Annotated in this window: 28 protein-coding genes and 5 pseudogenes; 20 read left to right on the top strand and 13 right to left on the bottom strand. The window is 48.2% G+C overall.

Annotated features, from left to right (window positions below; translation table 11 throughout):
- Positions 1-574 (bottom strand): annotated as a pseudogene (locus NDI45_RS27435) (hypothetical protein); the annotation flags it as partial.
- Positions 575-850: 276 nt separating this feature from the next.
- Between NDI45_RS27435 and NDI45_RS27430 the strand changes: the two are divergent.
- The 5 genes from NDI45_RS27430 (at position 851) to NDI45_RS27410 (ending at position 3,232) form a co-directional block, all read left to right on the top strand.
- Positions 851-1,219 (top strand): hypothetical protein, encoded by a 369-nt coding sequence (locus NDI45_RS27430; RefSeq protein WP_348249651.1) that lies wholly within the window; start codon positions 851-853, stop codon positions 1,217-1,219.
- A 323-nt stretch (positions 1,220-1,542) separates the two neighbouring features.
- Positions 1,543-1,803, top strand: a complete 261-nt coding sequence (locus NDI45_RS27425; protein WP_348249650.1) for a hypothetical protein — start codon at positions 1,543-1,545, stop codon at positions 1,801-1,803.
- 44 nt (positions 1,804-1,847) lie between these two features.
- Positions 1,848-2,243: an antibiotic biosynthesis monooxygenase gene (locus NDI45_RS27420; protein WP_348249649.1), complete on the top strand. Its 396-nt coding sequence runs from the start codon at positions 1,848-1,850 to the stop codon at positions 2,241-2,243.
- A 7-nt stretch (positions 2,244-2,250) separates the two neighbouring features.
- Positions 2,251-2,727, top strand: a complete 477-nt coding sequence (locus NDI45_RS27415; RefSeq protein WP_348249648.1) for a GNAT family N-acetyltransferase — start codon at positions 2,251-2,253, stop codon at positions 2,725-2,727.
- A gap of 115 nt (positions 2,728-2,842) precedes the next feature.
- Positions 2,843-3,232: a nuclear transport factor 2 family protein gene (locus NDI45_RS27410; RefSeq protein ID WP_348249647.1), complete on the top strand. Its 390-nt coding sequence runs from the start codon at positions 2,843-2,845 to the stop codon at positions 3,230-3,232.
- Between the two features lie 15 nt (positions 3,233-3,247).
- Here the strand turns inward: NDI45_RS27410 and NDI45_RS27405 are convergent, their stop codons facing one another.
- The 6 genes from NDI45_RS27405 to NDI45_RS27380 all read right to left on the bottom strand — a co-directional run bounded on the left by NDI45_RS27405 (position 3,248) and on the right by NDI45_RS27380 (position 7,473).
- Positions 3,248-3,880, bottom strand: a complete 633-nt coding sequence (locus NDI45_RS27405) for an FMN-dependent NADH-azoreductase (RefSeq protein WP_348249646.1) — start codon at positions 3,878-3,880, stop codon at positions 3,248-3,250.
- Between the two features lie 68 nt (positions 3,881-3,948).
- Positions 3,949-5,091 (bottom strand): MFS transporter, encoded by a 1,143-nt coding sequence (locus NDI45_RS27400; protein ID WP_348249645.1) that lies wholly within the window; start codon positions 5,089-5,091, stop codon positions 3,949-3,951.
- A gap of 92 nt (positions 5,092-5,183) precedes the next feature.
- Positions 5,184-6,065, bottom strand: a complete 882-nt coding sequence (locus NDI45_RS27395; protein WP_348249644.1) for an AraC family transcriptional regulator — start codon at positions 6,063-6,065, stop codon at positions 5,184-5,186.
- A gap of 69 nt (positions 6,066-6,134) precedes the next feature.
- Positions 6,135-6,530, bottom strand: coding sequence for a VOC family protein (locus NDI45_RS27390; RefSeq protein ID WP_348249643.1), 396 nt, complete (start codon positions 6,528-6,530; stop codon positions 6,135-6,137).
- Between the two features lie 29 nt (positions 6,531-6,559).
- Complete coding sequence (locus NDI45_RS27385) at positions 6,560-7,048, bottom strand: cupin domain-containing protein (protein WP_348249642.1); 489 nt, start codon at positions 7,046-7,048, stop codon at positions 6,560-6,562.
- 14 nt (positions 7,049-7,062) lie between these two features.
- Entirely contained in the window at positions 7,063-7,473 is a 411-nt protein-coding gene (locus NDI45_RS27380) for a RidA family protein (protein ID WP_348249641.1), read from the bottom strand.
- Between the two features lie 116 nt (positions 7,474-7,589).
- On the opposite strand from NDI45_RS27380, the gene NDI45_RS27375 reads away from it, so the two are divergent.
- Positions 7,590-8,243 (top strand): metalloregulator ArsR/SmtB family transcription factor, encoded by a 654-nt coding sequence (locus tag NDI45_RS27375; protein WP_348249640.1) that lies wholly within the window; start codon positions 7,590-7,592, stop codon positions 8,241-8,243.
- On the opposite strand, the gene NDI45_RS27370 is transcribed toward NDI45_RS27375, so the two are convergent.
- Complete coding sequence (locus NDI45_RS27370; RefSeq protein WP_348249639.1) at positions 8,230-9,972, bottom strand: Rieske (2Fe-2S) protein; 1,743 nt, start codon at positions 9,970-9,972, stop codon at positions 8,230-8,232. The two genes, NDI45_RS27375 and NDI45_RS27370, sit on opposite strands and share 14 nt — an antisense overlap.
- Positions 9,973-10,241: 269 nt before the next feature.
- Positions 10,242-10,373, bottom strand: a complete 132-nt coding sequence (locus NDI45_RS27365; RefSeq protein WP_348249638.1) for a hypothetical protein — start codon at positions 10,371-10,373, stop codon at positions 10,242-10,244.
- A gap of 73 nt (positions 10,374-10,446) precedes the next feature.
- Between NDI45_RS27365 and NDI45_RS27360 the strand changes: the two genes are divergently transcribed.
- A complete protein-coding gene (locus NDI45_RS27360; protein WP_348249637.1) occupies positions 10,447-10,575 on the top strand; it encodes a hypothetical protein in 129 nt (42 codons plus the stop codon).
- Positions 10,576-10,604: 29 nt separating this feature from the next.
- On the opposite strand, the gene NDI45_RS27355 is transcribed toward NDI45_RS27360, so the two are convergent.
- On the bottom strand, positions 10,605-10,808 hold the full coding sequence (locus tag NDI45_RS27355) for a hypothetical protein (RefSeq protein WP_348249636.1): 204 nt from the start codon (positions 10,806-10,808) through the stop codon (positions 10,605-10,607).
- A gap of 330 nt (positions 10,809-11,138) precedes the next feature.
- On the opposite strand from NDI45_RS27355, the gene NDI45_RS27350 reads away from it, so the two are divergent.
- The 7 genes and pseudogenes from NDI45_RS27350 (at position 11,139) to NDI45_RS27320 (ending at position 17,308) form a co-directional block, all read left to right on the top strand.
- Positions 11,139-11,351, top strand: coding sequence for a type II toxin-antitoxin system Phd/YefM family antitoxin (locus NDI45_RS27350; protein WP_348249635.1), 213 nt, complete (start codon positions 11,139-11,141; stop codon positions 11,349-11,351).
- A gap of 312 nt (positions 11,352-11,663) precedes the next feature.
- On the top strand, positions 11,664-12,059 hold the full coding sequence (locus tag NDI45_RS27345) for a hypothetical protein (protein WP_348249634.1): 396 nt from the start codon (positions 11,664-11,666) through the stop codon (positions 12,057-12,059).
- Between the two features lie 11 nt (positions 12,060-12,070).
- Entirely contained in the window at positions 12,071-14,665 is a 2,595-nt protein-coding gene (locus NDI45_RS27340; RefSeq protein ID WP_348249633.1) for an ATP-binding protein, read from the top strand.
- A gap of 217 nt (positions 14,666-14,882) precedes the next feature.
- Positions 14,883-15,422 (top strand): annotated as a pseudogene (locus tag NDI45_RS27335) (IS1 family transposase); the annotation flags it as partial.
- Positions 15,423-15,650: 228 nt separating this feature from the next.
- Positions 15,651-16,436 carry a PspA/IM30 family protein gene (locus tag NDI45_RS27330; RefSeq protein ID WP_348249632.1) on the top strand — a complete coding sequence of 262 codons (786 nt, stop codon included), beginning with the start codon at positions 15,651-15,653 and terminating at the stop codon, positions 16,434-16,436.
- A 9-nt stretch (positions 16,437-16,445) separates the two neighbouring features.
- Positions 16,446-16,637: a hypothetical protein gene (locus NDI45_RS27325; RefSeq protein ID WP_348249631.1), complete on the top strand. Its 192-nt coding sequence runs from the start codon at positions 16,446-16,448 to the stop codon at positions 16,635-16,637.
- 47 nt (positions 16,638-16,684) lie between these two features.
- Positions 16,685-17,308: a CAP domain-containing protein gene (locus NDI45_RS27320; protein ID WP_348249630.1), complete on the top strand. Its 624-nt coding sequence runs from the start codon at positions 16,685-16,687 to the stop codon at positions 17,306-17,308.
- A 235-nt stretch (positions 17,309-17,543) separates the two neighbouring features.
- On the opposite strand, the gene NDI45_RS27315 is transcribed toward NDI45_RS27320, so the two are convergent.
- Complete coding sequence (locus NDI45_RS27315) at positions 17,544-17,921, bottom strand: hypothetical protein (RefSeq protein ID WP_348249629.1); 378 nt, start codon at positions 17,919-17,921, stop codon at positions 17,544-17,546.
- Positions 17,912-18,400 carry a hypothetical protein gene (locus NDI45_RS27310; RefSeq protein WP_348249628.1) on the bottom strand — a complete coding sequence of 163 codons (489 nt, stop codon included), beginning with the start codon at positions 18,398-18,400 and terminating at the stop codon, positions 17,912-17,914. Before NDI45_RS27310 ends, NDI45_RS27315 begins: the two co-directional genes overlap by 10 nt.
- A gap of 293 nt (positions 18,401-18,693) precedes the next feature.
- Here NDI45_RS27310 and NDI45_RS27305 point away from each other — a divergent pair, with 293 nt between their 5' ends.
- The 5 genes and pseudogenes from NDI45_RS27305 (at position 18,694) to NDI45_RS27285 (ending at position 21,618) form a co-directional block, all read left to right on the top strand.
- Positions 18,694-19,089: a hypothetical protein gene (locus tag NDI45_RS27305; RefSeq protein WP_348249627.1), complete on the top strand. Its 396-nt coding sequence runs from the start codon at positions 18,694-18,696 to the stop codon at positions 19,087-19,089.
- A 7-nt stretch (positions 19,090-19,096) separates the two neighbouring features.
- Positions 19,097-19,279, top strand: a pseudogene (locus NDI45_RS27300) (integrase); the annotation flags it as partial.
- 159 nt (positions 19,280-19,438) lie between these two features.
- Entirely contained in the window at positions 19,439-19,714 is a 276-nt protein-coding gene (locus NDI45_RS27295; RefSeq protein ID WP_348249626.1) for an HU family DNA-binding protein, read from the top strand.
- Positions 19,715-19,881: 167 nt separating this feature from the next.
- Positions 19,882-20,223: pseudogene (gene tnpA / locus NDI45_RS27290) on the top strand (IS200/IS605 family transposase); the annotation flags it as partial.
- Between the two features lie 441 nt (positions 20,224-20,664).
- Positions 20,665-21,618, top strand: coding sequence for an HNH endonuclease (locus NDI45_RS27285; RefSeq protein WP_348249625.1), 954 nt, complete (start codon positions 20,665-20,667; stop codon positions 21,616-21,618).
- Between the two features lie 700 nt (positions 21,619-22,318).
- On the opposite strand, the gene NDI45_RS27280 is transcribed toward NDI45_RS27285, so the two are convergent.
- Entirely contained in the window at positions 22,319-22,660 is a 342-nt protein-coding gene (locus NDI45_RS27280) for a hypothetical protein (protein ID WP_348249624.1), read from the bottom strand.
- A gap of 211 nt (positions 22,661-22,871) precedes the next feature.
- On the opposite strand from NDI45_RS27280, the pseudogene NDI45_RS27275 reads away from it, so the two are divergent.
- Positions 22,872-23,194: pseudogene (locus NDI45_RS27275) on the top strand (hypothetical protein); the annotation flags it as partial.

The following is a 23,194-nucleotide window of genomic DNA, read 5'->3' as shown; positions in this document are numbered from 1 at the left end:
AACGACCTGTATCATCAGAACGCGATCGAGGTTGCCAGATGGAATACTGCTTCAACAGATGAATCACTAAACCTGTCGCCAGCGATTCTCCAAACATTCGACCTGCCGGATGTTTTGCTTCAATATCTGCTTTCAGAGCCAATCCAATCTGTTGTACCAGCGAATCGCCAACCCCGATGTGTGGAATCAATTCAACTTGCTTCACTCGAATCGATTCATGTGCAACCTGTTCAAAAAACTGAGGGGAAAATCCCAGGAGGGAAAATTCGCCTGCATCATGCCAGAGCGACGAATAGTTGATTCCAGCCGGGATAAACAGCATTTCACCAGGTTGACAGTGGCAGTTTAGGCGTTGCCCCTCTACCTGATGTTCCGACTGAACTGGATGCCCACTCTGCCCTGTAATGCCAATAATATGCTGCATCCATTGATAGGTTGGACTTTGGTGAGCCGGATGATCATAGTGATGGAAAAAAATGCCGTTCCATCCTGAATGCCCACTAGTCAAAATCGGATGACCATTGAGCGCCGGATGAGTATGGTGAGTCATATCAACCTGCGGCAATTTATCCATAGTGCGCATAGAAGTTAGAAATTACTGCTGCTTGTAGTTTATCGAATTTTAGTTAGCTGCTCTCGAATCACGTCAACTGCCTGCATCACACCACTTTTAGCTCGATTCTTTCGACCAATGCCTTAGCTCATTGTTGCATAGTTGTATCTAATGAAACTGCTTGAATCGCTTGCGTAGATTCGTGACAGGTAATGACGATTAAACTAGCCCACAAGGCGGATAGACACAAGTTAAAACCTGTATTGCAAGATGGCTAATTGACTTCTGGAGATTGCTATGACGATTGTAAGTCAAACTAACGGGTTGCCAGCAGAGTTTGCAGTTTTTCCAGTGACACCTGAAGATCAGAAAATGCTTGTAGAACAAGTCATTCAAACGATCGAGTCTACTTTAAAGCATCATCCAGGATTTGTTTCTGGCAGTGTAATTCGAAGTCGGGATAGGCTACGGGTCACGAGCTACATTCAATGGGTGGATCAAGCCTCCTATGTAGTAACCCAGCCAATCACAAATTTTGAACCTTCAGATGTTCATCTGTTTGAAATCTTTGATGCGGAGCCGAAAAATAGTGAGTTACATCTTACAACCGAAATGGATGGACTGATTAATTTCAGTATCTTCAAGATGAAGCAACCTGAGAACTAACCTCGGTTTATTAAGCTACTTAAGCAGGCACTAAACATGGTTTCAGGACAACCAGGACTAATTTCAACCCATACTCACCGCAGCTTAGACGGATGGCGTTGCATTAACTTTGGACACTGGCGCTCGTTGGAAGACTATACGGCAATGGACACTAATCGCCCCTTTTCTCCGTTGTTTGGTGAAATGCTCGATCTAGCCAATAACGAATACCAAAAGACATTGCATAAGGTTGTCTTTACGACTTGAGATAAAGATTGTCGATTCGTGTTTAACATCAGTCAGAACAAGCAACTAGCGAGAATAAAAAAGCACTTATGGTTTAGATGGATCGGTCAAATACTGCAATCATCGGGTTAGATTTGTACACTGTTGCAGAGCGACATCAATCAGGATTAGTGGATGCGATCAAAGAGCAAATCACCTCCTGGAAGTCCAATTCCTACTTTGTGTCAGCAAGTGTGCATCAAAGTTTAGATGGAGTGCGTGTCTTCACATACAGCCAGCGGCAACCTAAGTTTGACCATCGCAGTTTGCAGCGTCCGGCGGTATTCAGTGAATTTTTCCGCCTGACTCGTTGCAGTTAGAAGTGTCAGCAAGCCAATCGGTATCCGCAGAAGTTGAGATCGCTGTGGGCGATCGCGTTACTCATCTTGCCAAATTTCGCATGATGCCTGTAAATCAACCAGAAATGGTAAAGCGAACAACAACAGAACTTGATCGAGCGATGAACAATTCGCCTGGACTTGTTTCGGCAAGCTTTCATCGCAGTTTGGACGGAACGCGGATGTTCAATTACGGGCAATGGAAAAGTAAAGAAGCATTTGAGGCGATCTTAAAGCAACCAGGATTCAATCCAGACAAACCCTATTGGGAAGGGTTAGCGCGAAGCGAATTTTATTTGTACCACGTTGTTTATGTAGAGGCAACATGGTACCACGATGTTGGAGTAGATCGCATCATAGGAGAACGATTATGCCAGCCCAGGTCAAGGTTAAAGAATTCACAGGAGAACCATCCGAAATGACTGCGGTATGCTGAGCCAACCTACACTAGAAACTGATCGCCTGATCCTACGTCCTCTCAACTCTGCTGATGCTCCCTCTATTCAAGAAAAAGTAAGTGCGAGGGCGATCGCTGACACTACCATTTCCATTCCTCATCCCTATCCCGATGGAGAAGCCGAGCGTTATATTACACGGCAGTTAAAAGCATCAGAAGCAGGACACTCTGTCACGTTTGGACTTGAATGCAAATCCTTAGAAGGAATTTGTGGAATCCTTGAAATTCGAGAGATTAAGCAGGAACATGCTCAAGCAGAATTAAGCTTTTGGGTTGCAGCAGAATTTTGGGGACAGGGATATATGAGCGAAGCTTTGAAACCTTTGATAACTTTCGGATTTAACCACCTCAGCTTGAATCGACTTTATGCTTATCACATGCTGAGGAATCCAGGCTCAGGCAAAGTTTTGCAGAAAAATGGATTTGTTCAAGAAGGAGTGCTACGCTAATGAATCCGTAAATGGGGCGTGTTTGAAGACGTGGCATTGTGGGCGATATTGCGACAAGATTGGCTTGAGATCAATGGGTAAACACGAATAATTTCTCATATCAGGTGTTACTACAATGTCAAATCTTCAGGTTGTACAGGAGTTGTACAGAATTTTTCGCGAAAAGGATTATGATGCGTTCTTAAATCTCTGTACCTCTGATTTGGAATGGATTCAGAATCAAGGGTTCCCACAAGGAAAAACGTATCGAGGAGCCACAGCAGTCGTGGAGAAAGTCTTTAAAGCAAATGACGATCGCTGGAAAAAGTTTTCGTTTCAGATTGAGCAATACCTGGAGGCTGGCAATTCCATTGTCGTAATTGGTGCTTATGTGGGTCATCATCGGCAGTCACAAAAATCCCTGTGTGCGGCGGCTGCACACGTTTATGATTTGGTGGATGGCAAGATTTGCCGTTTCCGAATGTTTGCTGACACGAAAACCATCTGGGATTCGATCGCTGAATAATTGACCTCCTGGCTTTTAAGACATAGCACTATAGTCATACTGCCAGTTTGAAATGACTTGATGAATGGCTGTGTGAGCAGACGCGATCGCACGTTGTCGTTCTTCAGTTCCCATCGCCAAGTTTTCTGCATGGATAAAAGCAGTATCTGTGATCCCAATGAATTCAAATACGGCTTGCAGATAGGGTTCTTGAAAGTCTAGAGGACTGCCTGCATAACTACCTCCTCGTGTAGTAATCACCACTGCTCTTTTACCGCTCACCAGTCCTTTATAACCGTCAGAGTCGATCGTAAACGTTCGTCTTACTCGCACAATTTGGTCGATATACGCTTTGAAGTTGGCAGGAACGCTGTAGTTATACATCGGAATGCCAAAAACTAAAAAATCGGCTGCGAACAACTCATCAATTAACTCATCCGAGGTTTTTAATGCGGATTCCAAGTCTGGGTTCACTTGGTCAGGTGGTGTAAATGCTGCTGCAATCCAGGCTTCGTCAATGGGTGGAACTGGATAGCGTCCAAGATCCCGGTAAGTTACATGACTATTTGAATCAGCGTGTTGCCACGTTTGAATAAACTGTTTTGTTAAAGCACGAGAGATAGAACGCTCGCTCCTTGGACTGGAATCTACCTGCAACAGAGTAACCATGTTTGAGCCTCCTGTAATTTAATGCTTGAATGAGTGATGCGAGATGTGTTTAAGCGGTTCAGCTTTTTTCATGCCTGAGGTTTCTTCTCATGCTTTAGTGTTTGATACACAGCAATGAGTAAGGCATTGCTTATCAGTAAGATGGCTCCAAAGCCAACAAGGGTGTGAATCGTACCAAAGCGATCAGAGAGAAACCCAATGAAAATGACTGGAATGCCGTATCCCAAATAAGCACAGGCAAAATAGCCAGAGGTCACTCTTGCAGATTGATTGCCACCTAACCCCACAACTTCAGCTAATCCACCCAGATAGGTGAATCCGTAGCACGCTATTCCTGCGATCGCCACTCCAACCAGCACTAAACTCAACGAACCCCATGCTGCACCGCTTGTAAATAGGACATACCCGATCACCATCAGCAGTGAACCGAGTTGGAGCGATCGCTGTGGTTCCATGCGTCGGGCAACGAGTTGGAATACTACCCCGGTCATCACAATGATGAACAGCATGGGTCCTGACCAGTTGGGTAGCCCGTATTGCACCAGTTGAGTGGGTAGGATGATTCCCACAATCCCGGCTAGAGACCATGCGAGGGCGATCGCGAACCCTGCCCAAATTGCCTTCGCTGGAAAGAGGGGTAATTGAACCAGTGGAGTTGGTATCGTTGCCTGTTCGGGAATATTGATTGCTAAACCAATACAACCCAGGATGAGAACAAAAACAATCCAATAACTCAACGGAACGAGGGAATTGTGAATGGAGAGAACGAGATTGGTAAACAGAGCACCGCTCGAAAATCCCAGTGCTGTCGTTAAGCTGACGTAGGCTGCTACTCTGGTAGAGCATTGAGGCATCAACGTAGATAAGTACGCTGTTCCGGTTCCTGTGATTAACCCCACCCCAATGCCTTGCAGTACTCGTGTCATGAACAAGGTATAAATGGTGGGATGGGCAATCATCAAAAAGGTAGCGACACAGGCAAACAGCAAACTTGTCAAAATCACCTTTTTGCGTCCAATTCGGTCAGAGGCTCCACCCAGCAGAATTAACGTAGGAAGCAGTCCGACAACATAGGTTGAGAATGCGATCGCCGAGATCCCACTGCCAAAGCCTGCTAGATTCGTGTAGGTGTTGTATAGCGGAATTTGCAGGTTAGTCGCATGGGTGATCAGGAAGATGGCGATCGCTACAATGAGGGCAGGTCGTTTCATAGAGATTATTTTCTAAAGAAAAGCCTTTAATAAAGACTCTACAAAACTCCACGATGCCCGTCTTGCATATTCCTCTGAATCTGAGCACATTCCTACTGGCTTTTCAAAAATGCTTTTGGAGTCACGCCAACCAGTTGCTTAAAATGACGGCTGAGATGGCTTTGGTGGCTGAATCCTAAATTTAATGCAACCTCAGCCACACTCATCCCTTGCAGAAGCAGATGTTTTGCTCGGTTGATGCGGCAGTGAATTACATACTGATGTGGAGCAAGCCCTATGGAGTGCTTGAACAAAGTGGAAAAATAGCTCGGACTCATGTGGGCGATCGCTGCCAGAGTCGCAAGCGTCAAGTTTTGATCCAGATGCTGATCGACATACTCAATCACCTGTTTTAATTGCCGTTTAGATAATCCCTGAGATGTTAATGGAGAACTTTTCTTCTGTGTTGAATAATGCCGCAGTAAGTGATTCACTAATGTTGTCGTGAGTGAATCAACATAAAGGCTGCCTACTAATCCATTGGTTTCAAGCTCAGTTTTGAGTGCCCACCCAATTCCAAAAATTAGCAGATCAGAGCGACTAAAGCTGGGAATGAGTTCAATGTCGCTACCAGAAGTCCATTCAAATGCATACTGCTCAAAAATAGTTGAATAGAACTGAAGCAGAATAAAGTGACATTCCTTTTCCCAAATCGCCCAGTTATTGACTTGAGCCGGAATGATTGTAATATCTCCCCGTTCTGTTTGCTCAAATTGCAGAGATTGTGGCGGCATATATTCAACGAGGGGAGAAGAGAGCCGTTGAGTATGAATGATAATTTGAGATTGGTTTAAGGCATTTTCAGGAACTTGATGGGGTGGTTGCTGATGATATTCCAAATGAACCCCACTCCATCGGGTGCGATCGCTAGAGAGTAATGGTGCTTTGGGATAAAGCTTTAAATTCTCTTCTTTCCTAGCAATGGTGGCTATCATTTTTGGCTTTGCTCCTGCTGCAAGCTCTGGGGCGATGCGAAGCAGTTCCCCCTTTGGGGTAATCGCTCGTTATGAATCCCAAATATCGTTCTGTAAAACAACTCGGTAGCCATCTGGGTCTTCAAAGGTTACTCCTTTGTTATCCCAGTAGGGATTGTAAGATTTAACTGGCTTATATCCAGCAGCATTCATTCGTTTGATTGTTTGTTGCCACTCCAATTGTTCTGGAAGATAGAAGACGATGAGATTATCTTGAGTCGGAGCGCGTCCTACTGAGTGTCCTCGGTGATGTGTGAATTCAAAATGATAGGCTTCTCCGGGCATTCCAACCATGACTCCATCGAAACCGTCATGGTTTTCAAACCGATAAAGGATGTGTAATCCTAGCCCTTCCGTGTAGAAACGAACGACTTGATCAAGACGATCGGTTGGACGAGCAACACGCAAAACCTTTCCTTGCAACATCGATGTTATCTCTCTATCTTCTTTGAAATTTAATGGTTTTTAGGCTCAGGAACCAGATATTGATCAAACCGCTGCATCAAGTCGAGGAATTCTTCCTGGCTCGGTTGCCGTCCATCTTTCGTTAGTTCAGCCAATCCCTCAAAATACTGCTCACGTGAATCAGCAGGGCAAAATAAAACCAACAAAGTTGCCGGAGTCTGACCCGCATTAGAAAATCCGTGCGGTGTGTTTTCTGGTACGAGGACAAAGGTTTTGGGTTCAGCAACAATGCGGCGATCGCCCAAAAGGAGTTCCACTTCACCTTCCACAACATAAAATGTTTCGGTCAGTTTTTTGTGAATGTGAGGACTAGCACCATTTGCGCCTGGCTCTATCACAAACTCAAACAATCCAAAATGTCCGTGAGTTTCTTTGCCCGTTGCCTTAAAGGTGCAAGTACTAGTGCCAATTGGTACCGTTAGCGAAGCTCTCCGCAGGAATCGCCCTTCACCAGGTTGCAGAATTAGAGGAAGTGACATGAATCGCTCCTATATCAGGAATTTTGGATAGCGGCAATCGCATTGATTTCAAACAATGCCCCATCTACAGCGAGCCGAGGTACTGGAATGAGGGTACTGGCTGGTTTGCGATCGCCCTGCCACATCGCATTACGCTCGGCAGAAATCAAGCGTTGTTTTTCAGAATCATGATTAACGGAAAGTATTGTGATTTTAACAACCCGATCGGGAGTTGCACCAACCGCTTCCAGTGCTATCCGAAGATTCGTAAACGCCTGTTTTAACTGACCTTCAAAATCACTGGGAAAGTGACCGTTTTTATCTTCCCCCAGCTGTCCTGCAATATACACCAGCGTTGTATTGGGAGGAACAATCGTGATTTGAGCGTATCCATAGTGGGAGGAATCAGCCAGTCCTGCTGGGTTAAGTCTTTGGATTTCGCTCATAGCCCGATCCCTAACGCAAATACTTTCTAAATAAATAGCTTGAGAAAAAGGATACGCGATCGTTGTTGACTTTGTAAAAGCAATTCTTTACTTTGTAGATAGGTAGAGCGCAAATTATGGCAAGAAAAACTCAAACTCAAGAAACGGCAGTTCGGACGCGACGGGCGATCGTACAGTTATTGAAGCAGGAAGGACGTTTAGATGCAGAAACTCTCGCTGCCCGCTTAGGGATTACGGCAATGGCAGTGCGGCAACATCTCTATGCCCTGCAAGATGAACAGTTAGTCACGTATCAGGAAGAATCGCGCCCAATGGGACGACCTGCCAAGCTGTGGCAGTTGACTGCCGCTGCCGATCGCTTCTTTCCTGATGGATATGCAGAACTAACCTTAAGCTTGCTGAATTCCGTGAAACAAGCGTTTGGTGAAGCAGGGTTAAATCACTTGCTCGAAGTTCGCTCCCAACAACAGCTTGAGAGTTACAGCCAGCAGATGAAAGGCAAGCGTTCACTCAAGCAACGCTTGAATAAACTGGTTGAGATCCGCACTAATGAAGGTTATATGGCAGAAGTGCAAACTCAAGCGGACGGATCATTTTTATTGATTGAGAATCATTGCCCCGTTTGTGCGGCTGCGACGGCTTGTACTGGACTTTGTGCGAAAGAATTAGAGGTCTTTCAGTCAATATTGGGCGATGATACGACCATTGAGCGAGTCGAGCATATCATCGCTGGAGAGCGACGTTGCGCCTATCAAATTATTCCGCATTAACGTCTGGTTCTGTATCTTCAAACAAGCGATCGCCCCGATGTAACCGATACGCCATCTGATAAGTTTGCTCTTGCGATCGCATCGTTGGTGCATGAGCCGCTAAATATCGTGCAGCTGCTACCAATACAGGGGCTCTTTCAGCTGGGTCAACGAGTTGGGAGTATAACCGGAATGCAGCGTCCATCGATTGAATCACATGGAAATCTCGATTTTCACGCAGCATAAGTTTTGCCAGCATTGCCATCAGAGCTTTGGGATTGCCACCACTGTAAAGATATTGTGCTACCAGTCGTCCCGTTTCATTCACCTGTTGCTGGCGATCGAGCAGGTCAGGCAATTTCTCCAGCAAGACTTCAGGATTGGCAACAGTGTCTTTAGCATCTGGTAAGCGAGCCGGTGGCACATTCAAGAATCGGTTCAAATAAACGCTCATGGCAGCATCAAATACACCCCGCAGCAGTTCAACACTTGGAACCCGACGAATTCCTTGCTGTACTGCGTTGGCAAAGGTAAAGGGATGGTGGGCGCTGTTCCAATCTCCATGATCGTTATTAGTGTGAAATCGGGCGACTCGCAGGGCAGCCGCGTAGGTGACGATTTGGGCTAACTGTGCCTCTGTACAGCCTGATCGCAACGCCTCTAACAAGTGATTGGCGATCGCCTGAGCATCTTCTCCCAACAACACCGACATGAACTCTGGAGGTTGCACCCACTCTTCTGAATGAGATTTTCCAGCTTCTAGCACCGCAGGCAATTGCTCAAACGCACCTTCCAGAATTGTGACTAAATCCACTGGATATCGCCATGAACTGGCTTCCTCCATGCGAGTTGCGTTGGCTAACACTGAAACTAAACTTGCTAAAACAGATTCAGCTTCTTGCCAATCGGTTGCATCCAGAGCTTCCAACGCCTTATTGATGAAATCCAGCACATGACCCACATCCAGGTAACGGTGGTCAGTTGCGGCTGCAAATAGCATCTCAGCAATTTGAGTTCGACTAATTCCAAGTTCTATGGCTGTCACCAAACACCGTTCCGCCGCCTCGCGACCGCGCTGCTCAATAAACTGGCGAAACCAGGCTTTGAGGGTCACAAAGTTCAGGTTCGTTGTGGGCAGGGGGTGGACTCGGAAATGTGGGGGCGCTTCTGCACTGTCACGAGCAACGGCAGAAAGCCCCTGATAGAGGGCACGGGGGCGATCACCCTCATCGAGATACGGCAGCAGATTCATCATACAGGTGAGCATGGTTAACCCGGTGTCCCATCCGGTTTTGTTATAGCGCGTGCCAAAGGACAGCCCAAGTTGAAATGCTTCCGTTGGCGCAACTCCCAGATCCAGTAATGCAATCACCGATTTCGCAATGACCAGGGAAATTCCTTGTTCCAATCCATCCTGTAATCGTTGCTGATGATGACCTTTAAGATTGTTCAGTGGTGCAACATCCACCCAAATCTCCCCGTTTTGAATCTGCACCGGAAACGATCGCACATCATCTGCCCAGGAATCGAATGTCCCGCCGCTTGCCAGGTCAAACCGAGCATAGTGCCAGGGGCAGGTGACAATTCCATCTTTACAAACACTACCGTGTAGTGGAAAGCCCATGTGTGGACAGCGGTTGTCGATCGCATAGACGCGATCGTTGCTGTAAAACAGTGCAACAGGTTGCTGGTTCAACCGCACGAGTAATTGCCCTTTTTCCTGAAGCTCTGCTAACGTTGCAGCACGCATAAGTGCTTGAGGTCGGTCTGAAATGGATCTCATATTTCTAAAGATAATTCTTTAGAAATATCCTAAGCAAGTCCTCCTGGTTTGTAAAGACTTTTCTTTAGTTTCTTAACTTCCTTGATTCAAAACACTGTGACAAGATCACGATACACCACAAAATTTTGATAAAACAGCGCAAGAATTGGGCTTCAGGTTTAAGGGGACTTTTTCTAATCTTGGATTCTTGAAACGCAACTCAAGCAGAGGAATTAACCGTGAACCTGATCAAATCCTTAACCGCAACTGGCACTAATATCGCCATTACTGACATAGCTCACCGGAATTTCTGGCAGCAGCACTTTATCCTGATACAAAAGCTTGCCGTTATTGCTGAACGTTAATCCCTGCACCGATTCACCCTTCAAAATTTCCGCCTATTCTTGAACACCTGCTAGCTTGGGAAGGGTTGGGGAATCTGCTGGCGTTGGTGTAGATGCTGTGACTGTTTCAGGGCTGGGTGACGTGGCATCAAGCTGCGATCATGTCGTTGTGGGGCTGCATCCAACGATCGCGCTGCCCATCATCCAGCACCCAATCACACAGGCAACGAATTGTCTTTTGCTGTAATTAAAGCTCATTTGAGTTTGCTCAACCCGTTAGAGTAAGTCAATGCGGCTATCGTGAATCCAGCAGTTGCCATCGGGATTGTGAAACCAGGATTCACCGTTGTTATCTACCTGACGGCGATCGATGTCAACAAATGAATTGCCCGGAAACCGGGTTACAACTCGACTCCAGGGGGCAACGCGGCAGTTTGACTGCTCCTTGTGGATGAGCAAATGATTTGGCGCAATTAGCAAATGAATGACGTAAATCCCTGGCTCTATGCTAGATAAGCGTTCTGGACTTCAAGGGTAGAATATTGATGCTCCTTGACCGAATTTGTCTCAAGCTCTGAAAGCCTTGAATAATAGCGGTTTCAAAAGCTTGGAAAGCGCGCAACTGACTTGCTAATTGCGCAAGTTTTACTGCTCACTCACACCTAGCGCATAAGTACTTCAGGACTATTTACGACACAGTCTATCCCCCTTTGGATAGAAGTTATCGCCCATAAAGACGTGGTAGGTGTAGCATTCTCCGCTGAAATGTACATTTCAGTACTGTTGAAACGCAATCTCTAGGCTGTCCCAATGGTGCAATTTTCGATCTCGACTGTAGAAGCAAGAAATCAATTTGCTGACCTAATTAATCGAGTTGCTTATGGTAAAGAGCGGGTTATCTTAACTCGGCGTGGCAAAGCCCTGGTTGCCGTCGTTCCCCTCGATGATTTGCGATCGTCTGATCCGTCAGAAGGTGGAACCGCTTCGAAACTATCAATTTCTGATACGGGTAATGATACATGAATTGCATAGCTGCTTGTTGCTCATTCTCATTGCTCATTATTGACTACTAACAGGCAAATGCAGCAGATCGAAACGTTGCCTCTAGTGCGGCAGCCTCTCCTCTTGGTGTGCGGCGATAGCAATTCCATTGAAATGGACTTCACCGCTTACGCTGGGAAAGTTCGCGATTAGCAGGTCATGGAAGCGGGGTTCCAGCAGTCTATTCTTGGGGTAGAACCGGAGGTCTCTGAGCGCGCGATCGCTCATTTACTGAATTACATTTAGTACTGATCAATCCGACTGATACACAGATCAATACACGGAAAAAGAATAATGAAACGGCAAATCTGGATCGACACCTTGCAATGGTTTATTGGCATTTACCTTGCCATTCGAGGCACGTTGATGTTGATGTTGCCCCACACGCTTAATACCCATGTGTTTGTTCCAATTCAGCCGCATTTATCCTGGCTGGGGGCATGGCAGGTGATTGGTGGTGCGATTTTGATTGCTGCCGTAACACTGCTGCCTCGTCGTTCCATTATTTTCATCGCGCATCTGATAGCGGCTTCTGCGCTGCTTCAAGCTGCCAGCGGGAATTTTCTCTCCGGCACCTGGACTGCATTTGTGGACTTTTTAGTTTTGGGTTTAGGGACAGCGATCGCCCTCTTCTGCAACATCATCATCGCCAATATCCTAAACAGGGAATTGACTTATTTGCCCTGCTAACCAGTATCCGAATGGTGCTTGATGGAATCATTGTTTTGATTCCATTCAATCCTCAGTTTAATGCTCGTTTATATGATCCGGTTCGTCCTCATTTGCTGCTCTATGGCGTTGCCTACTTGATTGCTGGGTTGTTATTATTCGCAGTCTATTCCTATCCCAAGTTGCCCAAAAGGCTCTTTCAGGCTGCTCATGTGTTTGCTGGGGGAATGCTCTGGTCGTGGACGATCGGGTTAGGATTTCCTACCTGGAACTCGGTTCTCTTTTATGGTGGATTGGGGACGCTGCTGGCACTGCTGCCGTGGCTGGGACCCTATCTTCGCCGCCTTGAGCCAAGGTCTTTACAAACTCAATTAGCGGTAACGCTGGTGGGGGTCGTTGCGCTGCCCCTTTTGTTTACCGTGACCTTGATTGCGCTGCCGCAAGAGCAGGCTGTCATCAATCAAGCCCTGACCCTTCAGCAAACGTTAGCGGCAACTTTAGCGCAAGACATTGCTAACTATATCAATCTGCACCGTGCCGCTGTTAATGCTTTAGCAAAACAACCTAACTTAGCAGCAATGTCTGCTTCTGAGCAGCGCAATTTCCTTCGGCTCTTCAATCAGGCATACCCTGATGTTACGGTGCTAACAACTTATGATGCAGCGGGAAATGCGATCGCGCGCAGTGACGATCGATCCTTAAGCCCATCTATTTCAGACTTTGCCTCATACAAAGCGGCGAAATTAGGGCAATCCACCGTCAATATTCGGATAGGACGAGTTCTGAAAAAGCCAATTTTCACCTTTACAACTCCTTTGTACGATGCAAACCAGCAATTTGCAGGAGTTGTTGCCGGAGCGATCGAGTCATCACAAGTGACAGAGCAACTGATTAAGACCAGTGCAAATGCCAACCTCAAAGCATATCTGGTTGATAATCAAGGGCGGGTCATTGCTCATCCTGATGCCAGTTTGGTGAATACCTTTGCCGATCGCTCTCAAATTCCCCCAGTTGCGGCATTGCTAGAGCAACAGACTTCTTTTGGAGGGTTGCACTATTGGGATAAGTCACAGTGGCAGCTCGCAGGCTACGCCCAGGTTCCTGTCCTTAGTTGGGGCATTGTCGTTGAACGCTCTACTTCCGATGTTTTAGCGGCACTGAATGCCAGACGAAATCGAGATTTTCAGACGCTCTTAGTTATTGCTGCGATCGCTTTAATCATTGGGTTGCAGGTTGCTCGCCAGCTGTCCAGACCGCTCACAGCTCTAGCTTATGCAACCGATCAGTTTGCGACTGGAGATACCCAGGCTCCGTTGCCCCAAAGCACTATTGCTGAAGTTGCCCACCTCTCTCATGTGTTTGCTGCGATGCGCGATCGTCTGACCCAACGCACCGCAGAACGAGACCAGATTGAACAAGAACGGGAAAAACTGCTGCAACGAGAGCGAACTGCCCGCAAGGAAGCTGAAACCGCGAACTGCATTAAAGACGAATTTTTGGCGGTGCTGTCCCATGAGCTACGATCGCCCCTTAACCCGATCCTCGGATGGTCAAGGCTTTTGCAGGACGGCAAGCTAGACGCGGCAAAAACAAAGCAAGCTCTGGCAACGATCGAGCGGAACGCCAAACTGCAAGCTGAACTGATCGAGGATCTGCTGGATGTTTCTCGGATTCTGCAAGGCAAGCTTAGTCTCACGGTTAACTCCGTTGACTTAGCCGCAACGATAAAAGCAGCGATCGAAACGGTGCGACTGGCAGCAGAAGCCAAATCCATTCAGGTAGAAATGATGCTCAAACCGGAAGTCGGACTGGTTTCAGGAGACTCAACCCGGTTGCAGCAAATCGTGTGGAACCTGCTCTCGAACGCAGTTAAATTCACGCCGATCGGGGGACGGGTTGAAGTGCAGCTAGAACAGATCGGCCCACATGCTCAAATCTCTGTTAACGATACCGGGAAAGGAATTTCACCGAGTTTTCTCCCTTATGTATTTGACTACTTTCGTCAAGAAGATGGTGCGACCACCCGTAAGTTTGGCGGATTGGGGTTAGGACTGGCGATCGTGCGGCATCTGGTCGAACTGCATGGCGGGACGATTGAAGCCGATAGCCCCGGAGAAGGATTAGGAGCAACCTTTACGGTGAGACTGCCCCTCATGCCGACTCAGCCTTCAGTCAATCAAGCTTCTCAGTTGCCCGAAACTTCGCTTGATTTGCAGGGAATCCAAGTTTTAGTGGTGGATGATGATACCGACTCACAGGACTTTGTGACGTTTCTCCTAGAGCAAGCTGGGGCAACCGTAATCGCTGTCGGTTCTGCGCGTGCTGCAATTGCCGCCCTGATCGAATTTCAACCGGACGTGCTGCTGAGTGACATTGGGATGCCTGACATCAATGGCTATATGCTGCTCCAGCAAGTCAGAGTGTTGCCGCCAGAGCAAGGAGGAAACATTCTGGCGATCGCCCTCACTGCTTATGCCGGCGAACTTGATCAAAAACAGGCTCTCAGTGCTGGATTTCAGCAGCATATCGCCAAGCCAGTCGATCCAGCTCAGCTCGTCAAACTCATTGCAGATCTGGTTCAAAAAAGGGGCCTTGCAGCCTTATCTCGTCCCATGCCTCTCCACTAGAACCGCGAGAGGTGGTGTTGCAAAAACTGTTTAAGGACAAACGATTTCTATCAATCTGGTAGTACATCAAGGAATGGTGGGTTGAGTAAAGTAGAGAGGTATCTACTTTCAAGCATGACTTATGGAATGTTGGCTTTGTGGTCATCGTAGTACCTATAAACAGGGTAAAGCTCCGAATGGTAGCCAACGCTATTTTTGCCCTTAGTGCAAGCAAACGTTCAACGAGCGATTTGACACGCTGTACTATCATCGTCAAGTCAATCCAGAACAAATTCGACAAGTCCTGCAAGCGCATCGCGAAGGCAGTAATCTGAGAGGAATTAGCCGCACGAGCAGACTTGCCTACAATACAGTCGTTAGCATTGTTCGTGCAGCGAGCCAGCAAGCTCAATTAGTGCATAATGCCGAAGTACAAGCGGTTGAAACCGAGGAGGTGAGTGCAGATGAATTGTGGTCATTTGTGGATGATAAAGGCAACGAGCAGTGGGTCTGGTTAGCCTTGGATGTCGAGACACGAGAAATTGTCGGTTGTCATATTGGAGACCGTTCTGGAGCATCAGCCAAAGCTTTGTGGCGCTCGTTGCCTGCGGTTTATTGCCAGTGCGCGGTCTGTTACAGTGATTTTTGGGTCTCTTACCCAGTAGCACTGCCGAGCAAGTGACATCGAGCGGTGGACAAGGAAACTGGATTAACCAGTTACATCGAGCGATTCAACAATACCTTGAGACAACGCGTATCTCGATTGGTGCGAAAAACTTGAAGATTGGCACAATTTGCGTCATTCCCACTAACGACTCGAAGCGAGCCGTGCCTAAGCTTGGAATAGGAGCGGCTGCCAGCACAAATTTAATCAAGCCGGAGCGGTATGGGGCAATTATTCGATCAAGTGGGCCGTATCATTCGAGCTGAATTAAATTCCAATTCAGGGCGTTACAGGAATTCGGATTCTTCCAATCCAGGCGCTGCCTTAGTCGCTGGCGGCGCGGTGGCAGGTGCTTTGATGGGCAAGGTTGGACTCTTGGTGGGTGGAACTGGGTATAGTGTGGGGGCTGTTCCACTTGCGGCTTTAGGAGCATTAACGGGTGCTGCCCTTTATGAGGCATTGCGATCGATTCTAGAAGACGATGCATCCTCGACGACTGCTGCCGCAGCGGGAGCCGCAACTGGTGCCGCCACATCAGCGGTGATTGGTGGTATGGGTGTTGCAGCTAGTGGAAGTGCAATCGGGGTTGGTATGGCAGGCCTGGCAGCCGGGGGTGCTGTCGTTGGACTGGGGTTAGTCGGCTTAAATCGCCTACTTCAGCAGGGAGTTGATCCAGCCAAGCTTTTAGACCGGGCGATTGAGGAAATGCAAGCCGATTTGCTAAAAGTACGGCTAGCAAGCATCGATGTGGTTGCCAGCCAAAAGCGATTTCAACAGCAGTACGAACAGGCACAATCAGAACTCAACAAATGGGAACGGCGAGTACAACTTGCTCAGCAGAAGGGAAATGCGGATTTGGCGCAAGCAGCACTGAGCCGTAAGAAGATGCACGCCGAAATTCTCAGTAGTCTCAAAGCTCAGCTTGATCGGCAACCTGTTTCGATGAAGAACTTACAGCAAAATTTAGCGCTTCTGGAAGCCAAAGCGTTAAGAACCCGCCTTATGGCGCAGATTGCAGATGCTCAGGCAAAAGGGCAGCTTCAGAAAACGGTTGGTGCTCTAGGCACCAGCAGCGCAATGGCAGCATTTGAGCGGATGGAAGAAAAAATGCTGCACATGGAAGCGTGATCTCAAGCCGTGTCAGAACTGTCAGATGCCAACTTGGAAAGTCAGTTCGCCCAGCTTGTAACGGCAAGTGACGTAGATGATGAACTCGCAGCACTCAAATCTCTGCTCCTAACTGGTTCTAGTTCCAGTCCAACGACCGCAAAAGCTGCGGCGGTGGATGCGGAACTCGAAAACCTGAAGCGACAGCTTGAGCAGCTTTAATCTTGGGAAATGTAAGGGAATCAGATTCTGCAATTGGTTGTGGAGCAATGCGAAAACAGGTTTGGACAAACAACAGGCACCTCCCCCGTCGCTCCCGGCAGGGGTGGCGGACCTATGGGCTGGCGATCGCCTTGCTGGTCTTATCGCTGGCAGCAACCGCTAAAAACTCGTTCTGGATTGACAATGGTTTGGGGGGAACGGATTGGCAGATGGGTCAGCCCCAAGTCACCTTCTGGAACAGCACCCAGCCTCGCTCCTTGCCGGAGTTAAGGAATTTTGCGCTGAAGCTCATTAACCGCGATCGCCAGGTTAATGGACTGCCTGCACTGGTCGAAGATTCCTTGTTGTCCCAGGCGGCTCAACTCCACGCCGAGGATATGAAGGCGCGAAACTTTTACGATCACGTGACACCGGAGGGCAGAACGCCGACGGATCGCTTTGCCGCGATTGGCGGGGAGGGCGGCGTGGGGGAGAACATCATGCTTCAGTCCCACAGTTTAGGTCAACACAGCTTGTTGAATTGGAAACTGATTGAGGCATTTCAGAAAAGCTGGATGTATAGCGACGGGCACCGTGCCAACTTACTCCATCCGCACCATACGCGAGTGGGTTATGGAATTGTAGCAGACCCGCCCTCAGGACGAATTTATGCGGTGCAGAAATTTCAGTGATCTGAGAGTCATTCACGCTTTGAGGACATCAATGCGAAACCCTGTTATGGCTATCAGTACAATCTTGTTCACGGCACCGCTGCTTTGGGCAACTGCATCTCCGGCTCAAACGCTCCCGCAACCGTATCAAGGAAGGCTGGATGCCGTAATGTTTGTAACTGATTAGCTTGCCTAAAAGCTTTCTCAGTGTCACTGCAAACGAGGACAGGAAACCTATATTGGACACTTTGCTGGTTCAGCCGCTTTGCTCGTACATCATCAGCAAGTGAGCAAATTCTCCGCTGGCAATCTGTCTCAATTGGTTTCCCAAATCTGGATCAATCGGGTCTGCTGGCAAGGTTGAGAGTAACCATTCCGCATAGAGCCGCACCCGGATTAATTGCTTCTGGAATGTCCACTGGGCTAAGACATCCCAAAGGTCTCTGTTCCAGCCAGGGTGATACCAATAGGTTTCTCCCGCTTCCAGCATTTCAGCGACCACATCTTGAAGGAACTCAGTCTCAGGCGGATAGTCAAGAGCATCTGGAATATTGGGGTTAAACCAGTTCTGCCCGCCATCATTCTTATCCTGCCAGTATCGAAAGCTCTTGTCGTAGCGCTCTTTTAGCTGCATAAATTCACTGCCTCAGTGAGGAGCAAGTAGGAAACGTTAGGGCAGCGAACGATATAAGAATCGGTGCGGGGGTTGTAGCAAAGCACAGTGCCAGTTTTGCCTGCAAAGCAACCGGAGTCTAGTGTTACAGACATTCCAATGAGAATCTGTGGCACGGGAGCAGGCAGCTTGGGTAGAGTTGCCAGCTTTTCTTTGAATGCTTGTAGGTGAATGGGGTGCAGGTCGAGTTCGTCAATTTGGTTAGGGTACGCCTGGGCGAAAGCGAGGTACTTCTCCTCGATCGCTTCATACAAGAGAAGTCCGGGCGGATTCTTTTCGTCGGGGAGTCCTTGGATCTTGAGATTAGAGAGTGGTTCAGTCCGATCCGGTTCATGGGCACAAGCGACGATCGCGCTGTTGCCCTGAATTGCGGTGACAACCCAGGGTGTGCCGCCATCCTCCTTCAGCCAGACGTGATCGAAGACGATGGGTTTTCGCATGACTCCTCCTTAAAAAAAGGGGAAAAAGCCCCCAGCAACAGCACTGGGGGAATGGAAGTCGTCAATGAGTGCAATTGTACTATAGTTTCTTTTGCTTGCAAATTATGTTGAGGCGATCGAGGAGAGCCGCAATTGTGCGGGGCATTTCGGCCAGAGCCGATCGAGTGGTGATGTGGTTCTGGGAATCCTGCTGCTTAAGACTTTGAGGGGTTCCCAGAACTGCAACTGAGAGGAGGATTTGGTTTGGGCGTGAGGGCGGGGAATACTAGGATGTCCCAAGCTTGAGTTAGCCGATGCCTAGTTCACCCGATCCCTACTATCCGCCTCAGTGTCGGTTCTGTGAGTTTTACACCCACAGCCTGTATTTGCGCTGTACGCTATACCCCTTGGGTTTAGAGTCAGAGGATTGCCTTGATTTTGTCGCGACCGCCTCCGAAGGAGAAGGGCTTGGTACTGCCCAAACTTCTGAAGTGGAGGAGCAATGGCAGCCAGTTGGAGCAGCTTATTACAACGGGGAACTGGTTTTACAGACCCGGAGACGTACATTAACAGAGCAACTGGAGTTACTCGATACCCATCCTCTCTTTACAGGGCGGTGTCCGAATTGTGAGCTGCCAATCGTCTCGGTTCACCCAGTTCAGGTGCATTGGGATTGCCAGGGATGTGGGTGGATAGATGACTCTGTTTGAGCAAGGAATCTACAATTTGTTTAGTGAGTCGGCGATCGCTGCTGGCATTAGCAAAAAGATGTCTCCCCGCCGCATCCGACATTCCGGCATCGTTGAGGCGTTGAACCCGACTAATGGCGACGTCAGGGCGATGCAGAAGCTCGCCAGACATCAGAACATCCAAACTCTGATGCTTCATGACGATTCACGCCGCAATAGGCAGAAGGATATCAGCGACAAGCCCACTGCTGCGCTCCAGATTGCCTGCTCAACGGCAGAATGCGGGTTTCGGATTGTTACGATCGAGAGAATGCGGATTTCAGCCTCGATTGTTTGAACTACAATTCCAGTGTTGAGTTCGGACTTTCGCATGAACAAAGGTGAGCTTGTAGACAAGGTTGCAGAGAAAGCCAACGTCAGCAAAAAGCAAGCGGACGCAATTCTAACGGCGGCGATTGACTCCATTATGGAAGCCGTATCAGAGGGCAATAAGGTGACGCTAGTGGGCTTCGGCTCCTTTGAGCCACGCCAGCGACAGGAACGGGAAGGACGCAATCCCAAGACTGGGGAAGTAATGACGATTCCTGCCAGCAAGGTTCCAGCATTCTCTGCTGGCAAACTGTTCAAGGACAAAGTTTCAGAATAAGAACCTTCCTAGGCACAAATGCAGCAGTAACCTCAACCGATCGCCCTAACTGAGCCTTTGGGGTAAGCCACTGGTTCTACCAGTGCGACTCGCACAGCTTTGAGCGTTCCGGGCATAGAGTAACTCCCACGGTGGCTAATGAGCAGAGCTGTAGGAGGAAAAACAATATGTCCGAATTTTATCAAAGCCTTTCTCATAGCAAGTGGAACTGTAAGTACCCTGTCGTGGTTGTGCCCAAGTATCGACGCAAAGCGATGTTTTTAGAGATTCGGAAGTATCTTGGATTAATCTTTCATGAACTAGCGCGACAAAAGGAGTGCCGGATTGTAGAAGGGCATCTGCTGCCTGACTCTGTGCCTATGTGCATTGAAATTCCACCCAAACATTCGGTTGCTTCTGTTATTGGATTTCTCAAAGGCAAAAGTGCGATTGCGATTGCGCGTCAATTTCGGGGCAAGCAACGCAATTTTGAAGGTGAGAACTTTTGGGCAAGAGGCTATGCAGTTTCAATGGTCGTGGTATTTCTAGAGTACCTCCAACCGTTGTAGGTCCAGGAAACTCGCCTAGTCATTATTTGGGATGGAGTCATCTACCACCGTTCAGCGGTCGTGCAGCAGTTTCTTGAGCAACTTAATAGAGGGATTTCCCCCAGAGCACTGGAAAATTACTTGTATTCGACTGGCTCCCAACGCCCCTGATCAGAACCCGGTCGAGGATGTTTGGTGAAAGCCAAGCAATTCATCCGTAAGTATGGGCGATTGTGCAAAAAGTTTGGGTTAGTCAAGTTCCTGTTTCAATTAGTGACACATTGTCAAATCTTCGCGTTTCCAAAAGCATTTATGTATGGCTACTGTTCATCTCCTATTTAGTTTGACTGTAGTCTATCGCTGAATCATCAAGATTCGATGAATCATGAGGAGCTTTCAGAAAAGCTTGCTCTGGGCACTGTTATGACTGAAGTTACTGCATCGTTCAGCCTTAACTTCGCACTCAACTCGATGGACATTCTGCAAGAAGCCCAAAAACTTTCCAGCACAGCCCACAGTATCGGTCAAAGTGCCCTGCAATCCCTGAAGCAGACGGTAAAAGAAACGCAAAGTGCTGCTAGCGAAATCGCATCGGGTCTTGCTACTTCTGGTGGTGCGATCGCAAACAGCCTTCAAGGGCTACCTCAAACTGCCCAGGAACTTGCACAAGAAATGCCAAAGCTGGCATATCGGCTTCAATATCGAGCAGGCTTGCGCGTTGGCGATTCTCCCCGTACTGCTGCGGATGTTATGCAACTGTTTGAAAAGATTCCGGGGACTGCCAAGCTGGAAGTAAGCGAAATGAAAATTCGACAGTTTCTGGCGGACAAACATGGCAGCCACATCCGCTCTCGCCACAATGGCGGCTCTAATGGAGCAGACAATATTCTGTGGGAAGTGGGGGCGGATAACTTGCGGCGGGGAGCCAGAAACATGACTGCAAGTGAGCAACTCTACATCCGCTTCTACAATGCCGTGGACTCGATCGCCAAAAACTCAGGCACGATCGCGAAGCTTGGCATAACCGCGACTGGAACGGCTGTCCTCACACAAGCGGTTGTGACGGCTGTTGCTCATATTTTGGATCTGTATCGGGGTGACATTACCCTGGAGGAGTTCCGCAATCGGGTTTTGGAAGCGGCAGTGACGGCTGGAATTGCGGCTCCGATCTTTTTCGTGGTGCTGATCGGGGTACTGGCAGTGTTTCCGGAACTCACGCTGCTACTGTCGGCTCCTGCGGTCGTTGCTGGATTCAATACACTATTCGGCATGAGCATTGCTGTTCCCTTGATTCAGTCGATCGTGCGTCATGTCGAAGCAAATGGGTTTGGCGAAGAAACGGCAAACGCCTATCGGAGCTTGACAGGACAACTGTGAACGAGCGTTAAACTTGCAAATATTGATTGGACCCCTCAAAGCGATTGGTCAACCCACGCCTCAACTTGAGCTTGGTCAAGGGGGGTCCAGTAAGCTGAAACAATACGGCGACCCTCCCATGGGGGATGAATTTGCCAGAACTCAGCATCGGGCAATTCCTCGCGGTTAGCAGGATGCTGCTCGACCTAAAGCATGAGTGTTGGATCCAGTCGGTAATCCTGCACAAGCATGGGCATAATCTGGGGAACAGCGTCTCGGAAAGGACTTCCAGCAGGTCAACCTGAATCACTTAGCACAACCACAATCTGCTCAGGATGGGGGGTAAAAATCCGTACTCGGCAGTGTTCATACCAGTTGCTGCAATTCTTTCAGTAAAAATTCTGATCAACTGACTGCATCCCAAGCGTACCTAGTGTGTCTTCACAAGTAATAGCGATAGCATTCTTGCATTGGCTAGACCAAGCGACGTTAGCATTCTGAGTGCAATGATCAAAGCGCTTTGGTCATTGCACTCAGGAAGCCGCATTCGCTATCAAATCGCTTAGCCTATCATCTATCAACTGCTATCCGATCGCAGCGTCCGGACAATTAAAGGTGGAGCAAAGACAATAATTGCGCCCTGTTCTGGCATTTCTCTCGGTTGGATTATTTTCCTTGAAATCACTGCTTACGATCGCTGCTGATTCACTTTCTAATGCAACTAGAAGCTAACACGACCTGTCGTGATCAGTTGAAATCCCGCAAGCAGAGACACAAACGATAGGAAGAGTGTCCATAAACTCGTAGGGCGCAAAATAACTCCCCCGCTGACAAAGACGAGAAGAATCGAAAGCCCTAACAGAATCCAGCCCCATTCCTTCAGACCGCGTCCTCCGTAGAGCAGAAGGATGACACCGCTTACCAGGGATAGAACTGAGCCTGCTGCAGAAATATCGCGCCACCAGTAAAAAGCAATTTGAGTGGTGAAAATAATGTTTTGTCCTAGGAAGTAGATGCCAATCAGCACCAGGAGTAACCCTAGTAGCTTTCCGAAAAATCGCATAAATTCTCCTGATTAGTTCACTGATCTTTAGGATTCCCAGTAGAGCAAGAATTCTTTTTGAGCTCTCTCCCTAACTATTCCAATACTGAATGTTTTGTTTTTCTCTATCCTCAAAAGCTTGGGACTTCATTTATCAAAGCTTTATCGTTCATGCCTGTTCTCCTTTACAATGAACAGGGCACTTTAGAGCCATTACTATAGACGGTACATTATGTCTGTTTTGGACTTTGAGCGGAGGCTTCCCGCAGCCTTATCGAAGCTGAACCAAGAATGGCAGTTAAACCCTCGCGCTAAACTTGTAGCCTTCACTGCTGGTCTTTTTCTAGCTGGCTGCACCCAACCTTCTAGCACGTTCAATCCCGAAACCGCTCCACAAGCCGTCTCTAATTCTTCAACCACTTCAGCGACTGCGATCACCCCTTCTCCTGTTGTTTCATCACCTGCCACCCCCAAGGCTGCTGCGATCGCTCAGACTGTTACGCCAGATCGCACGGCTGCCCGTGTTGTCTCAACCGGAGATGGAGACACTTTCAG

The organism is Leptolyngbya sp. GB1-A1 (assembly GCF_039962475.1).
Taxonomy (GTDB): domain Bacteria; phylum Cyanobacteriota; class Cyanobacteriia; order Elainellales; family Elainellaceae; genus Leptolyngbya_A.
Note: the sequence above shows the minus strand (reverse complement) of the source record. Positions and strands in the feature narration are given on the sequence as shown.